The organism is Zafaria sp. Z1313 (assembly GCF_050563205.1).
GTDB lineage: Bacteria > Actinomycetota > Actinomycetes > Actinomycetales > Micrococcaceae > JAZDCJ01.
This window is the reverse complement of record NZ_JBNWUK010000013.1, coordinates 67,419-81,133: the sequence shown is the minus strand read 5'-3', so window position 1 is coordinate 81,133 and position 13,715 is coordinate 67,419. Positions and strand designations below refer to the sequence as shown.

Annotated in this window: 13 protein-coding genes; 10 read left to right on the top strand and 3 right to left on the bottom strand. The window is 73.1% G+C overall.

The window, feature by feature from the left end; translation table 11 throughout:
- Both ACQ3I4_RS12305 and ACQ3I4_RS12300 read left to right on the top strand, forming a co-directional pair.
- Positions 1-479 (top strand): hypothetical protein (locus ACQ3I4_RS12305; protein ID WP_430633613.1); only part of this gene is annotated, 479 nt, incomplete at its 5' end.
- Entirely contained in the window at positions 476-904 is a 429-nt protein-coding gene (locus ACQ3I4_RS12300) for a hypothetical protein (protein ID WP_329862607.1), read from the top strand. The genes ACQ3I4_RS12305 and ACQ3I4_RS12300, both read left to right, overlap by 4 nt.
- On the opposite strand, the gene ACQ3I4_RS12295 is transcribed toward ACQ3I4_RS12300, so the two are convergent.
- Positions 844-3,546: a cation-translocating P-type ATPase gene (locus ACQ3I4_RS12295; RefSeq protein WP_329862608.1), complete on the bottom strand. Its 2,703-nt coding sequence runs from the start codon at positions 3,544-3,546 to the stop codon at positions 844-846. The genes ACQ3I4_RS12300 and ACQ3I4_RS12295 overlap by 61 nt on opposite strands.
- A gap of 306 nt (positions 3,547-3,852) precedes the next feature.
- Here ACQ3I4_RS12295 and ACQ3I4_RS12290 point away from each other — a divergent pair, with 306 nt between their 5' ends.
- From ACQ3I4_RS12290 to ACQ3I4_RS12270, 5 genes are all read left to right on the top strand, one after another.
- Entirely contained in the window at positions 3,853-4,812 is a 960-nt protein-coding gene (locus ACQ3I4_RS12290) for a bifunctional riboflavin kinase/FAD synthetase (RefSeq protein ID WP_329862610.1), read from the top strand.
- Positions 4,813-4,855: 43 nt separating this feature from the next.
- Positions 4,856-5,614 (top strand): class I SAM-dependent methyltransferase, encoded by a 759-nt coding sequence (locus tag ACQ3I4_RS12285; protein ID WP_430633618.1) that lies wholly within the window; start codon positions 4,856-4,858, stop codon positions 5,612-5,614.
- Positions 5,615-5,763: 149 nt separating this feature from the next.
- Entirely contained in the window at positions 5,764-6,033 is a 270-nt protein-coding gene (gene rpsO / locus ACQ3I4_RS12280; RefSeq protein WP_329862614.1) for a 30S ribosomal protein S15, read from the top strand.
- Positions 6,034-6,297: 264 nt separating this feature from the next.
- Positions 6,298-8,532, top strand: coding sequence for a polyribonucleotide nucleotidyltransferase (locus tag ACQ3I4_RS12275; RefSeq protein WP_329862616.1), 2,235 nt, complete (start codon positions 6,298-6,300; stop codon positions 8,530-8,532).
- Between the two features lie 13 nt (positions 8,533-8,545).
- Positions 8,546-9,958: a M16 family metallopeptidase gene (locus ACQ3I4_RS12270; protein ID WP_430633612.1), complete on the top strand. Its 1,413-nt coding sequence runs from the start codon at positions 8,546-8,548 to the stop codon at positions 9,956-9,958.
- A 19-nt stretch (positions 9,959-9,977) separates the two neighbouring features.
- Here ACQ3I4_RS12270 and ACQ3I4_RS12265 read toward each other — a convergent pair whose 3' ends face one another.
- Together ACQ3I4_RS12265 and moaA are read right to left on the bottom strand one after the other, a co-directional pair.
- Positions 9,978-10,361, bottom strand: a complete 384-nt coding sequence (locus ACQ3I4_RS12265; RefSeq protein WP_329862620.1) for a MoaD/ThiS family protein — start codon at positions 10,359-10,361, stop codon at positions 9,978-9,980.
- A complete protein-coding gene (moaA, locus tag ACQ3I4_RS12260) occupies positions 10,362-11,522 on the bottom strand; it encodes a GTP 3',8-cyclase MoaA (RefSeq protein ID WP_430633611.1) in 1,161 nt (386 codons plus the stop codon).
- A gap of 159 nt (positions 11,523-11,681) precedes the next feature.
- Between moaA and ACQ3I4_RS12255 the strand changes: the two genes are divergently transcribed.
- Genes ACQ3I4_RS12255 through ACQ3I4_RS12245 form a run of 3 tightly spaced genes read left to right on the top strand, consistent with a single transcriptional unit; the run spans position 11,682 to position 13,674 of the window.
- On the top strand, positions 11,682-12,083 hold the full coding sequence (locus ACQ3I4_RS12255; protein WP_329862624.1) for a TOBE domain-containing protein: 402 nt from the start codon (positions 11,682-11,684) through the stop codon (positions 12,081-12,083).
- Complete coding sequence (gene modA / locus ACQ3I4_RS12250) at positions 12,080-12,856, top strand: molybdate ABC transporter substrate-binding protein (protein ID WP_430633610.1); 777 nt, start codon at positions 12,080-12,082, stop codon at positions 12,854-12,856. Before ACQ3I4_RS12255 ends, modA begins: the two co-directional genes overlap by 4 nt.
- Positions 12,853-13,674 carry an ABC transporter permease gene (locus tag ACQ3I4_RS12245; RefSeq protein WP_329862628.1) on the top strand — a complete coding sequence of 274 codons (822 nt, stop codon included), beginning with the start codon at positions 12,853-12,855 and terminating at the stop codon, positions 13,672-13,674. The genes modA and ACQ3I4_RS12245 overlap by 4 nt, the downstream gene beginning before the upstream one ends.
- Positions 13,675-13,715: the final 41 nt, after the last annotated feature.

Sequence of the window (13,715 nt, the reverse complement as noted above, 5' to 3'; positions counted from 1 at the left end):
CCCGGGAACGGTACACGCCGCTCTGGGGCCGTCCGCTGCGCGGCGGCCACCACAACAGGCCGCGGGAGGAAACCCGCGGGCACAGGAAAGGGGCACGGCCCGCCGTGATCGTCGACGGATTCTTCATCGCCGGCACCATCGTGTGCGCGCTCACCGTGGTCCTCGGAATCGTCGCCGCCGTCATCCGGGACCACCCGGACGACTACGCGATCGTCTCCCTCGGCCTCGTCGAGCTGTTCCTCGTGGTCTACGCGGTCGCCGCCGCCGTCCGCCAGGCGGGGGGAGAGGCCATCGCCGGGGAGGCGTGGGAGTTCTGGGGCTACATCGCCACGGCGCTGCTCATCCCCGTGATCGCCTTCTGGTGGGCCGTGAGCGACAAGACGCGGTGGTCCAACGTGGTCCTCGCCGCGGCCGGAGCCACGGTCTTCGTCATGCTCTTCAGAATGGAACAGATATGGGACGGAGTACTCCCCGCATGAGCAACACGCCGCCGGCCGCCGCCGGCAGCCCGGCCACCCAGGGCCGGCGCCAGAGCGGCCTGGGCCGCATCATCATCGCCGTCTACGGGGTCTTCGCGCTCTCCTCCACCGCGCGCGCCGGCTACCAGATCGCCACGAAGTTCGAGGAGGCGCCGCTCGCCTACTCGCTCAGCGCCCTCGCCGCCGTCGTCTACGTTGTCGCGACCCTGGCCCTCGCCTCGCGGCGCCCGGGCAGCTGGCGCCTGTCTCTCGTCGCCGTGCTCGTCGAGCTCGTCGGCGTCCTCGTCGTCGGCGCGCTCAGCTACGCGCTGCCCGAGCACTTCTCCCACCCGGCCGTGTGGTCCCACTTCGGACAGGGCTACGGCTACGTGCCGCTCGTCCTGCCGCTCGTGGGCCTGTGGTGGCTGTTCCGCCACCGTCCCTGAGCCCCGGGGACCCTCCGCCGGAGGGCCTTCTCGATCTCCACGACGACGAACACCGTCGAGCCGAGCCCCAGGCACACGAGCCACTCGCCGGGCGAGAGGGCCGTCATGCCCATCGCCGTGGCGATGGGGGTCCAGTTCATGACGCCCGCATGCAGGCCGAGGGAGGCCGCTGCCGCCGCGAGGAGCCACGGGTTGCCGAAGAAGGGCACCTGGTGGAACCCCAACCGCTCGCTGCGCGCCGTCATCGCGACGAAGAAGTGCAGCACCGCGAACAGGGTCAGGGCGAGCGTGCGCGCGTGCGGCAGCTCGTGGTGCTCGACGGCCCAGCCGAACATCAGCAGGACGGCCGTCGCCATGAACGCCCCCGTGAGGATGGTCCGCCACCACAGGACGCCGGTCAGCAGGCCCTCCGTCGGCGGCCGGGGCGCGCGCTCGAGCTGGTTGCCCTCCTCGGGTTCGAACGCGAGCGCGATGTCCTGGATGCCGTTCGTGACGAGGTTGATCCAGAGGATCTGCACCGGCAGGAAGATCAGCGGGTGGTCAGTGAAGACGTTGACGGAGACGGCCAGGAGCGAGGCGACGGCGGAGGCGAGCAGGAAGAACGTCACCTTCCGGATCGCCGAGAACGTCACGCGCCCCTGCCGCACGGCCTCCACGATCGTCACGAAGTCGTCGTCGGTGAGGACGACGTCGGCGGCCTCCCGCGCGACGTCGGTGCCGCCGCGGCCCATCGCCACGCCGATCGACGCGGCCCGCAGCGCCGGGGCGTCGTTGACGCCGTCCCCGGTCACGGCCACCGTGTGGCCCTCGGCCTGGAGGACCTGGACGATGCGCAGCTTGTCCTCCGGGGACACGCGGGCGGCGATCGAGGTGTGCCGCAGCCGCAGGGCCAGGGCCTCGTCGTCGAGCGCCGCCATCTCCGCGCCCGTGACGGGGGAGTCCCCGGGCTCGATCCCGAGGCGGCGACCGATCGCTGCCGCGGTGGCCGGCTGGTCGCCCGTGATCATGGCGACGCGGATTCCGGCGTCCCGGCAGGCCGCCACGGCCTCGGCCACGCCCTCGCGCGGCGGGTCGGCCATGGCCTCGAGGCCCAGGAAGACCATGCCGCCGGCCGGAGGCCCGTCGACGGGTTCGCCGTCCCGCAGCACCCCGTGCGCCGTGGCGATGACGCGCAGCCCGTCGCGGGCGAACTGCTCGTTGGCCGCGTCGATGAGCTCCGGGTCCAGCGGCAGCGGGCCGTCCGGGCCCTCCATGGCGCCGCACAGCGCGGCGATCGCATCCGGGGCGCCCTTGGCGTAGGCGATGCGGCCCCCGGCGCCGTCGTCCCGCACGGTGCGGCACAGGCGCAGCCGGGGCTCGTAGGGCACGTGGTGCAGGGGAGCGGCGGCGCGCTCGGCGGGGGAGGCGGCCCCGGAGACGACGGCGATGCGCGCCATCGCGGCGTCCACGGGATCCCCGAGGAATCCGCCCGGGTCCGTGGGATCCGGGAGCGCCTCGTTGCTCAGCGCGCCGGCGCGCAGCGCGAGGCGGGCCACCCGGGGAGGCCCTCCGGGGTCCTCGGGCCGCGTGGCGTCCCACACGCCCTCCGGGGTCCAGAGGCGCTCGACCGTCATCCGGTTCACCGTCAGCGTGCCCGTCTTGTCCGAGCCGATGACGTCGGTCGAGCCGAGGGTCTCCACGGCCGGCAGCGAGCGGACGATCGCCCGGTGCCGGGCCATGCGGGAGACGCCGATGCTGAGCGCGATCGTCAGGCCCACGGGCAGGGACTCCGGGATCGCGGAGACCGCCAGGGCCACGGCGGTACGGAACATCTCGGCGGCGCCCTTGCCCTGCAGCAGGCCCGCCGCGAAGACGAGGGCGGCGGCGAGGGAGACGACCCAGCCGATCCGGCGCTCGAGCGTGGCGGTCAGGATCTGCAGTGGCGTCTTGTCCACGACCGAGGACACGAGCCCGCTGATGGCCCCGAGCTCGGTCGCGGTCCCCGTGGCGACGACGACGCCGCGGGCCCGGCCGGAGACCACGAGCGTCCCCGTGTAGGCCATGCAGCGCCGCTCGCCCAGGGACGCGTCCGCTCCGACCGCTGCGGCGTCCTTGTCCACGGCCTCGGATTCCCCCGTGAGCATCGATTCGTCGACGCGCAGCCCGTTGCCCTCGACGAGGCGCAGGTCGGCCGGCACCTTGTCGCCGGACTCGAGCAGCACGAGGTCCCCGGGCACGAGCCGCGCCGAGGGCAGGAGCGAGGCCGTCCCGGAGCGCAGGACGCGGGCGGTCGGCACGGCGAGCGAGGCCAGGGCGCGCACGTCCTTCTCCGCCTTGCGCTCCTGCCAATAGCCGATCGCCGCGTTCAGGGCGACGACGAGGCTGATCGCCGCGACGTCGATCCAGTGACGCTGCACCGCGGTGACGGCGGCGGCCACGACGAGCAGCAGGATCAGGGGCGAGGCGAACTGGCGGGCCAGGACCTGCCACGGCGGCCGCGGGCCGGCGGCGGCCAACTCGTTGGGGCCGTAGAGGGCGAGCCGCTCGCGGGCCCGGACCTCCGTGAGCCCGTCGGCCGGGCCGTCCACGGCGCGGGCGACGGCCTGCGCGTCGAGCGCATGCCATGCCAGGCGGCGCTGCGCCTGCGGTGGGGCTGCGCTCATGGTCCCCCCTGACGGGACGGGGCGGGCATCGACCCGCCGGATGCGGGAGGCTCGTGGCCGTTCTCCCATGGTAACGACGCCGCCGCGGGCGCGGCAGGGCGGGGCCGAACCGTGACGGGACCGAGACCGGCCGCACGCGGCGCCCGGACCGGGGTCCCCGCCGGCCCCGCTGCAGGGACGGCCACGGGCGCCCGGGATGACGTCGCGCTCGCGCCGAATGGGGCGCCGGCGCCACTTCGGACATAATGGAACGGGCGTCGGCGCCGAGCCGCCCGCCGAACGGGCGCGGAGACACGAAGGAGCACAGTGCACTACTGGAGAGGCCTCGAGGCCGTGCCACCTGGCACCGGCCCCACCGTCGCCACGATCGGCAACTTCGACGGCGTCCACCGCGGCCACCGCAAGGTCCTGGACACGCTCGTCGCGATGGGCGCCTCGCTCGGTGCGGAGGCCGTCGCCATCAGCTTCGACCCGCACCCGGCCCATGTGCACCGCCCAGAGGCGGCCCCCGAGCTCATCATGGGCCTGCCGGACCGGATCGACGCGCTCGAGGCGACGGGGATCGACGCCCTGCTCATGGTCCACTACACCCTGGAGTTCGCGCGCGCCACGGCCGAGGAGTTCGTCAAGGACGTCATCGTGGACCGCCTCGGCGCCAAGGGCGTCGTTGTCGGCCACGACGTGCGCTTCGGCCGGGACAACAAGGGGGACTTCGAGACCATGGTCCGGCTCGGGGAGCGCCACGGCTTCGAGGTCGTCGGCGTCGACGACGTCGGCGGCGAGCGCCGCTGGTCCTCGACGTGGATCCGCGAGGCGCTGCTCAACGGCGACGTGTCGACGGCCAATGCCATCCTGGGCCGCCCGCACCGGATGCGCGGCGAGGTCGTCCACGGCGCCGCGCGCGGCCGCGAGCTCGGCTTCCCGACCGCCAACCTCGCCACCGACGCCCAGGGCATCATCCCGTCCGACGGGGTCTACGCCGGGTGGCTCGTGGACGAGGCCGGCGTGCGCTGGCCCGCCGCGATCTCGGTCGGCTCGAACCCGACCTTCGAGGGCGTGAGCCGCCAGGTGGAGGCCCACGTCATCGACCGGCCGGAGGAGCCCGTCGAGGAGTTCGACCTCTACGGCCAGCAGGTCGTCGTCGAGTTCACCGCCCGACTGCGCCCCATGGTGGCCTACCGGGGGATCGAGGCGCTCGTGCAGCAGATGAACGACGACGTCGCGCACGCGCGCGGGATCCTCGCCGGTGACCGGGCCGGAGCCTGAGCGGCGCCTTCCCGCGAGCGGCGGCCGGGCGTCCGTCCCGCCGCTGCCCCGGCGCGCCCCCGCGCTGGACGACGACGCACGGCGCACCCTGGGCGGCGCGTTCGCCTCCGGAGGGGCCCGTTACGACGCCGTCCGCCCCGCCTACCCGGAACAGGCCGTGAACTTCATGATCCCGCCGGGGGCCCGCGACGGGGTCGACCTCGGGGCGGGGACCGGGATCCTCACGGCCCAGGCCGCGGCCCGCGGACTGACGTTGACCGCCGTGGACACGTCGGCCGACATGCTCGCCCGGCTCGCGGAGAAGCTCCCCGGCGTCCGCATCGTCGAGGCCCGCGCCGAGGCGACGGGACTGCCCTCCGCCAGCACCGACGTCGTGCTCTGCGCCCAGGCCTGGCACTGGCTGGAACCGGACGCCGCCACGCGCGAGGCCCTGCGGCTGCTGCGTCCCGGAGGGACGCTCGCGCTCGTGTGGAACCAGCTCGACGTCACGGTCCCGTGGGTGCACCGGCTCAGCCGGATCATGCACGCGGGCGACGTCCACCGCCCGGACTTCGTCCCCGTGACGGGTCCCGGGCTGGCCGGGCTCGAGTCCCTGCAGACGCGGTGGGAGGCCCCGGCCACCCCGGAGGGGCTCATCGACCTGGCCCGGAGCCGCAGCTACTACCTGCGCGCCTCGGAAGCGGTCCGCGCCAAGGTCGAGGCGAACCTCGAGTGGTACCTGCACGAGCACCTCGGCCACGCGCCGGGGCAGCCCCTGCTGCTGCCGTACTACACGCACGCCTGGCGGGGCCGGGCCGCGTAGCCGCCCATCGGTCCGCCGAGGGCCCCGGGCGGCCGCCGCCGCGGCCCGGATGCTAGACTGGTCGATGGTGCCCGCTGCAGTCCGCGGTTGCGCGGCGCCGCGTGCCGGAAGGCACGGTACTTGTTCGCGGTACAACTCTAGGAGTTAATGTGGCCCTCGACGCCGCTGTGAAGACGCAGATCATCAAGGAATACGCAACCCACGAGGGCGACACCGGTTCGCCCGAGGTGCAGATCGCCGTGATGTCGCGTCGGATCCTCGACCTGACCGAGCACCTGAAGATGCACAAGCACGACCACCACACGCGCCGCGGCCTCATGGCCCTGGTCGGTCGCCGCCGCCGCATGCTCGGGTACCTGAAGGACACCGACATCGAACGCTACCGCTCGCTCATCGAGCGCCTCGGCCTGCGTCGATAACCGGACACGGAGGCGGCCCCGCGCCGGAATGAACCCCGGCGCGCCGGGCCGCCTCTAGTCTGGTACGGGGCGACCGCGCCCCACCCACGAAGAACACACTCAGGAGCCAACCACGCCACGGGCATTCGCGGTCCTCGGTAGTGGTCTACGGGACAGCCGGCAGCAGCCGGGCCCGTGGGCCTCGATCGAAGACCGGGTGCCGATCCCGGCCAGGCCGGAACGGGTGCCGGTTGCCTCCGCCACGTAGAACGGAGGTGGCTCTCCATGGAGGGTCCCGAAATCAAGTTCGCCGAAGCCGTCATCGACAACGGCCGCCACGGCAAGCGCACCATCCGCTTCGAGACCGGCCGGCTGGCCCAGCAGGCCGCCGGCTCGGCGATGGTCTACATCGACGACGACACGTCGATGCTGTCCGCGACCACCGCGGGCAAGCACCCCCGCGAGGGCTTCGACTTCTTCCCGCTGACGGTCGACGTCGAAGAGCGCATGTACGCCGCCGGGCGCATCCCCGGCAGCTTCTTCCGCCGCGAGGGCCGCCCGTCCACCGAGGCCATCCTCGCGTGCCGGCTCATGGACCGCCCGCTGCGCCCGGCCTTCGTCAAGGGCCTGCGCAACGAGGTCCAGGTCGTCGTCACGATCCTGTCCATCAACCCGGACGACCTCTACGACGTCGTGGCGATCAACGCCTCCTCGATGTCCACGCAGCTCTCCGGCCTGCCCTTCTCGGGCCCGATCGGCGGCGTCCGCGTGGCGCTCGTCGACGACGGCAGCGGCGCCCAGTGGGTCGCCTTCCCGAAGCACTCGCAGCTCCAGGACGCCGTCTTCTCGATGGTCGTGGCCGGCCGCATCGCCGGCGACGACGTCGCGATCATGATGGTCGAGGCCGAGGCCACCGACAACGCCTGGACGCTCATCAAGGAGCGCGGGGCGACCGCCCCGACCGAAGAGGTCGTCGCCGAGGGCCTCGAGGCCGCGAAGCCGTTCATCAAGGCCCTGTGCGACGCGCAGTCCGACCTCGCCTCGCGCGCCGCGAAGCCGAGCGTCGAGTTCCCGGTCTTCCGCGACTACGAGGACGACGTCTTCGCCGCCGTCGAGGCCGAGGCCACCGAGAAGCTGACCGGCATCTTCACGATCGCCGACAAGCAGGAGCGCGACAACGCCTCCTCCGCGTACCGCGACGAGGTCGTCGAGCTGCTCGCGGGCGAGGGCAAGCCCTTCGCCGAGCGCGCCGGCGAGGTCGCCAAGGCCTTCGGCTCGCTCACCAAGCAGGTCGTGCGCCAGCGCATCCTCAAGGACCAGGTCCGCATCGACGGCCGCGGGCTGACGGACATCCGCCAGCTCACCGCCGAGGTCGAGGTCCTGCCCCGCGTGCACGGTTCCGCGATCTTCGAGCGCGGCGAGACCCAGATCATGGGCGTCACCACGCTCAACATGCTCAAGATGGAGCAGCAGATCGACTCGCTCTCGCCCGTGACGCGCAAGCGCTACATGCACAACTACAACTTCCCGCCGTACTCCACCGGCGAGACCGGCCGCGTCGGTTCGCCGAAGCGCCGTGAGATCGGCCACGGCGCCCTCGCCGAGCGCGCGATCGTGCCCGTGTTGCCGAGCCGCGAGGAGTTCCCGTACGCGATCCGCCAGGTCTCCGAGGCACTCGGGTCCAACGGCTCGACGTCGATGGGCTCCGTCTGCGCCTCCACCCTGTCGCTGCTGAACGCCGGCGTGCCGCTGCGCGCACCGGTGGCCGGCATCGCCATGGGCCTCGTCTCCGACCAGGTCGACGGCCAGACCCGCTACGCGGCGCTGACCGACATCCTGGGCGCCGAGGACGCGTTCGGCGACATGGACTTCAAGGTCGCCGGAACCTCCGAGTTCGTCACGGCCATCCAGCTCGACACCAAGCTCGACGGCATTCCCGCCTCCGTGCTCGCCGCCGCGCTGACCCAGGCCCGCGAGGCCCGCCTGCACATCCTCTCCGTCATCAACGCCGCGATCGACGCCCCGGACGAGATGAGCGAGTTCGCCCCGCGGATCATCTCGGTGAAGATCCCCGTGGACAAGATCGGCGAGGTCATCGGCCCCAAGGGCAAGATGATCAACCAGATCCAGGAGGACACCGGCGCGGACATCTCCATCGAGGACGACGGCACCGTGCTGATCGGCGCGACCAACGGCGAGTCCGCCGAGGCCGCCCGCTCCGCGATCAACGCCATCGCCAACCCGATGGTCCCCGAGGTCGGTGAGCGCTACCTCGGCACCGTGGTGAAGCTGACCACCTTCGGCGCGTTCGTGTCCCTGACCCCCGGCAAGGACGGCCTGCTGCACATCTCCGAGCTGCGCAAGCTCGCGGGCGGCAAGCGCGTCGACGACGTCGAGGACGTCGTCTCCGTGGGCCAGAAGCTCCAGGTGGAGATCACCAAGGTCGACGACCGCGGAAAGCTGTCGCTCGCCCCGGTCGTCGCCGAGGAGCAGGCCGGCTCGCAGGACTCCGCCGAGTAGCGCAGTCCACCACATGGCACTGGTTCCCCTGCCGTTGCACGGCTCGGACCACCGCCCCGACGGGTGGCGTGGCGCGTCCGCACAGGACGCCCACGCCCCCATCGAGGACGGGGACCCCACCATCCTGCACGGGGAGGTCGGAGGCGCGCTCGTGCGCCGCTCCGTCCTCCCCGGCGGGGTCCGTGTGCTGACCGAGGCGATGCCCGGTCAGCGCTCGGCCACGATCGGATTCTGGATCGGCGTCGGCTCGCGCGACGAGGCCGCCGGCCAGCACGGCTCCACCCACTTCCTGGAGCACCTGCTCTTCAAGGGCACCCGGCGCCGCACCGCACTGGAGATCGCCTCCGCCTTCGACGAGGTCGGCGGCGAGTCCAACGCCGCCACGGCGAAGGAGAACACCTGCTACTTCGCCCGGGTCCTCGACTCGGACCTCGACCTGGCGATCGACGTGATCGCCGACATGGTCACCTCGGCCGTCCTCGATGAGGACGAGCTCGAACAGGAGCGCTCGGTCATCCTCGAGGAGATCGCCATGGACGGCGACGACCCGGCCGACGTCGCGCACGAGAAGTTCGTCGCCGCCGTGCTCGGCGAGCACGCGCTCGGCCGGCCCATCGGCGGCACGCCCGAGGTGATCCTCGCGATCGGCCGCGACGCCGTCGTCGACCACTACCGGCGCTACTACACGCCGGACGAGCTCGTCATCACCGCCGCCGGCTCCCTCGACCACGACGCCGTCTGCGCACGCGTCCTCGAGGCCCTGCGCGAGGCCGGCTGGGACCTGGACGGGGCGGCCATTCCCGCGCCGCGCCGCTCCACCGAGCCGGCCGAGATCCAGGGACAGCACACGATGGACGTGATCCGCCGCCCCGTGGAGCAGGCCAACATCATCATGGGCTGCCCGGGCATCGTCGCGACCGACGACCGCCGTCACACGATGAGCGTGCTCAACGCCGTCCTCGGCGGCGGCATGTCCTCGCGCCTGTTCCAGGAGATCCGGGAGAAGCGCGGACTCGTCTACTCGACCTACTCCTTCTCGGCGGCGTACTCCGACGCCGGGTACTTCGGGATGTACGCGGGCTGTTCCCCGGCCAAGACGGGACAGGTCATCGCGCTGCTCGCCCAGGAGCTGGACCAGCTCGCCGCGGACGGCATCACGGAGGAGGAGCTGCGCAAGGCGGTCGGCCAGCTCTCCGGTGGGATGGTCCTCGCGCTCGAGGACCCGGGTTCGCGCATGTCGCGGCTCGGCCGCGCCGAGCTCGTCACGGGCGTCTTCCAGGACATCGACGAGTCGCTCGCGCGGATCCGCGCCGTGACGCGGCAGGACGTCCAGGACCTGGCCCGCGAGCTGGCCGGGCGCCGGCGCACGGTGACCGTCGTCGGTCCGTTCGACGCACCGGAGGACTTCGGCTTCACCCGGCCCTAGGGCTCAACCGGCCCAGTGCTCAACCGCCGGCGAACGGCGGCAGGACGTCCACGACGTCGGATTCGGCCAGCACCCGGTCCAGGGAGCGCTCGCTCGTCCCGTTGACGAGGAAGCTCGAGCGGGACAGCACGCGGGACAACGACGGCGGCGCGGAGGCGGTGCGCAATGCGCCCTGCCCCGCGCCGGCCGCGTCCACGGCGCTCCGGGCCGCCGGCCCGCTTCCGTGCCCCGCGCGGTCGCGAGCAGGCTCGCCGGGGCCCGGCGCCGGTCCCGGATGGGCGCCCCCGAGGTGGGCCAGGAGCGCGCCGAGCGTGGCGCCGTCGTCCTCGATCGCGGCCCGGGGCACCGTCTCCTCGGGCACCGAAGCGGCGGCCGCCGCCGCGGCGAAGTAGCGGATCAGCATTCAGCCCCCGATCGCGCTCATCGAGCGGTCCGGCTGGACGAAGTCCTCGTCGCCGAGCCCCGTGTGGTCCATGCCGTGGGCGCGGGGCTTGCCCCACATCGCCGCCCGCCAGGTGTCGGCGACCTCCGCGTCGTCGGCTCCCGAGCGCAGCAGCGCCGAGAGGTCGGTCTCCTCGCGGGAGAACAGGCAGCTCATGACCCGCCCCTCGGCGGTGATCCGCGTCCTGCGGCAATCGGCGCAGAAGGGCTCCGTGACGGAGGCGATGATCCCGACCGTCCCGAGCTGCTCCCCGCCGCCCAGGGGGAAGACCCGATGGCGTTCGGCGGGCGCCCCATCGCGTGCGGCGCGGTCGGCCTCGATCCGGAAGCGCGTCCGCAGCCGCTCGCGCACCTCACGGGCCGTGACCATGTCGTCCTTGCGCCAGCCGTGGTCGGCGTCGAGCGGCATCTGCTCGATGAAGCGCAGCTCGAAGCCGCGCCCGAGGGCCCACTCGAGCAGCTCCGGGGCCTCGTGGTCGTTGACGCCGCGCATGAGCACGGCGTTGATCTTCAGCGGGCGCAGGCCGGCGTCCGCGGCGGCGTCGATGCCCGCCAGCACCTCGTCGAGGTGGTCGCGGCGGGCCAGGCGCTCGAACGTGCCGGCATGGAGGGTGTCGAGGGAGACGTTGATGCGGCTCAGTCCCGCCGCGGCGAGCTCGCGGGCGCGCTTGGCCAGGCCGACGCCGTTCGTGGTCAGGGAGACCGGCAGTTCCGGGTGGTCGCCGCGGACCGCGGCGATGATGTCGGGCAGGTCCACGCGCACGAGCGGCTCGCCGCCCGTCAGCCGCAGCTCGCGGACGCCGAGGTCCTCGACGCCGATGCGGACCAGCCGGCGCACCTCCGCTCCGGTCAGGAGGCGGGACCTGGGCAGCCAGGCCAGGCCGTCGGCCGGCATGCAGTACGTGCAGCGCAGGTTGCACTTGTCGATGAGGGAGATCCGCAGGTCGGTCGCCACGCGCCCGAAGCGGTCCACGAGCCCCGGCGCGACCCGTGGCGCGGTGCCCGGTCCGTCCGCGGCGGCCTGGCCGGGCCGGGCCGATCCCGCTCCGGGGCGGACCGTCGGCAGGCCCAGCGCCACCGTTTCCACGGCGCGCCGCGGGGTGTCCTGCCGGGTCGACGTCATGCATCGAGCCTAGTCCACCGGGCCGGGGATCGGCAGGGCAGCGGGCAGCGGCCCGGGGCCCCGTCGCACGCCACGCGGCCCCGACCCTCCCCATGTCACGTCGCGATTGCGGTGAAAACAACCGCTTTGATCCGCAACTGCGTGTTATAGGGTCGATTCATGACTCAATTGCGGATCTCCGAGGCCGCGGGCTTTATGGGCGTCAGCGACGATACTGTGCGTCGGCTCATCGACGCGGGCCGCTTGTCCTCATCGCTGGACGCCGCGGGCCGCGCCGTGGTCGACGGCGCCGAGCTCGCGGCCCACATCAGGGCGAGCTCCACGGCGCCCCAGGACCGCACACGCGTCGCGAGCTCGGCCCGGAACCGGCTCGCCGGCCTCGTCACCTCCGTCGTCAGCGACACCGTCATGTCCCAGGTGGAGCTGCAATGCGGGCCCTTCCGGATCGTGTCCCTCATGAGCACCGAGGCCGTGCGGGACCTGGGCCTCGTGCCCGGGTCCGTCGCCACGGCCGTCGTCAAGTCCACCAACGTCATCATCGAAACCGAGGCCAGGCCATGAAATCGCTCCGCACCTCCGCCGCCGCCGTGCTCGCCGCCGCGGTACTTGTCCTCTCCGCCTGCTCGGGCCCCGGCGCGGGCACGGGTGGCGCGGACGGGAGCGGCACGGCCGCGCCCGCCGCGTCCATCGACTTCTTCGCCCCGGCGTCCATGACGGACCTCGCGCCCGAGCTGGCCGCGGCCTACGCCGAGGAGACCGGCGACCCCAGCGAGGTCGTCATCAACCTCGCGTCCTCCGCTCAGCTGGTCCAGCAGGCCAATGCCGGTGAGGTGCCGGACGTCCTCGTCACCGCGGACACCCCCGCCATCGACGCGCTCGAGCGCCCCGAGGACTACCGGCGGCTCGACGACGCGGCCCTGAACCGGCTCGTCATCGCCGTCCCGTCCGGCTCGGGCATCACCTCCGCCGCCGGGCTCGCCGACGCGGACGCGGTGGCGCTGTGCGCCCCGAGCGTCCCGTGCGGACGCGCCGCCAACGCCTACCTCGAGCAGAAGGGCCTCGAGCTCGGGACCGTCTCGGAGGAGGACAACGTCCGGGCCGTCCTGGCCAAGGTGACGGGAGGCCAGGTCGACGCCGGATTCGTCTACGCCACGGACGCCGCGGCGGCCGGGGGAGACATCACCGCCCTCGCGTTGGACCTCGAGTTCGAGCCCAACGTCTACCCGCTCCTGGTCTCCCACGACGCGCCGGAGCAGGCTTCCGCGTTCGCCGACTGGCTGCTCGGCGACTCCGCGGGCGCGCTCTTCGAGGTAGCGGGCTTCGAGCGCCCGTGAGCGCACGCCGCACCTTCTCGCCACGCTTGCGCCGGGCCACGACGCCCGGCTGGATCTGGCTGCCCGCGGCCGCCTCGCTGCTGCTGCTCTCGGGGCCGCTCGTGGCGCTCTTTCTCGCCGCCGACTGGCCGGGCCTGCCCGAGCTGCTCGCCCGGCCAGCGTCCCGTACTGCGCTGCGGCTCTCGCTGACGACGGCGGGGCTCTCCACGGTGCTCTGCGTCCTGCTCGGGCTCCCGCTCGCCGTGCTGCTCTCGCGGTTGTCCGGCGCGCTGCTGCAGCTGTTCCGCGGGATCCTCGTGGTCCCCCTCGTGCTCTCGCCCGTGGTCTCCGGGCTCGCCCTGCTCTACTTCTGGGGCCGCCAGGGCCTGCTGGGTTCCTGGCTCGACGCCGCCGGACTCGCGGTGGGCTTCACCCCGGCGGCCGTCGTGGTGGTGCAGGTCTTCGTCTCGCTCCCGTTCTTCGTGGTCGCCGCGCTCGGCAGCATCGAGTCGGTGGACAGCGACCTGGAGCTCTCGGCGGCGAACGCGGGGGCCTCGGCCGGCCAGGTCCTGTCGCACATCACCCTGCCGCTTGCCGCCCCCGGCATCATCGTGGGCACGCTGCTCGCGTTCGCGCGCTCGCTGGGGGAGTACGGGGCGACCATCACCTTCGCCGGGTCCGTCGCCGGACGCACCCGGACCCTGCCGCTGCAGATCGAACTCGCCCTGAACTCCAACGATCCCGAGGCCGCGCTCGGCATCGCCCTGCTGCTGATCGGCTTCTACCTCATCGTCCTCGTCCTCGCGGGGGCCGGGGTCAACCGCGTCTTCAGGCGCTGAGCGCCGCCGGGTCCCGGGGCGCCGGGCCCGACCGTAGGATG

What these genes read in the sequence shown, in the direction of transcription:
- ACQ3I4_RS12270 (WP_430633612.1), top strand. Translation starts at nt 8,546, where the DNA reads ATGGCACTGGTTCCCCTGCCGTTGCACGGCTCGGACCACCGCCCCGAC.
- ACQ3I4_RS12255 (WP_329862624.1), top strand. Translation starts at nt 11,682, where the DNA reads ATGACTCAATTGCGGATCTCCGAGGCCGCGGGCTTTATGGGCGTCAGC.
- ACQ3I4_RS12300 (WP_329862607.1), top strand. Translation starts at nt 476, where the DNA reads ATGAGCAACACGCCGCCGGCCGCCGCCGGCAGCCCGGCCACCCAGGGC.
- ACQ3I4_RS12275 (WP_329862616.1), top strand. Translation starts at nt 6,298, where the DNA reads ATGGAGGGTCCCGAAATCAAGTTCGCCGAAGCCGTCATCGACAACGGC.
- ACQ3I4_RS12265 (WP_329862620.1), bottom strand. Translation starts at nt 10,361, where the DNA reads ATGCTGATCCGCTACTTCGCCGCGGCGGCGGCCGCCGCTTCGGTGCCC.
- ACQ3I4_RS12295 (WP_329862608.1), bottom strand. Translation starts at nt 3,546, where the DNA reads ATGAGCGCAGCCCCACCGCAGGCGCAGCGCCGCCTGGCATGGCATGCG.
- moaA (WP_430633611.1), bottom strand. Translation starts at nt 11,522, where the DNA reads ATGACGTCGACCCGGCAGGACACCCCGCGGCGCGCCGTGGAAACGGTG.
- modA (WP_430633610.1), top strand. Translation starts at nt 12,080, where the DNA reads ATGAAATCGCTCCGCACCTCCGCCGCCGCCGTGCTCGCCGCCGCGGTA.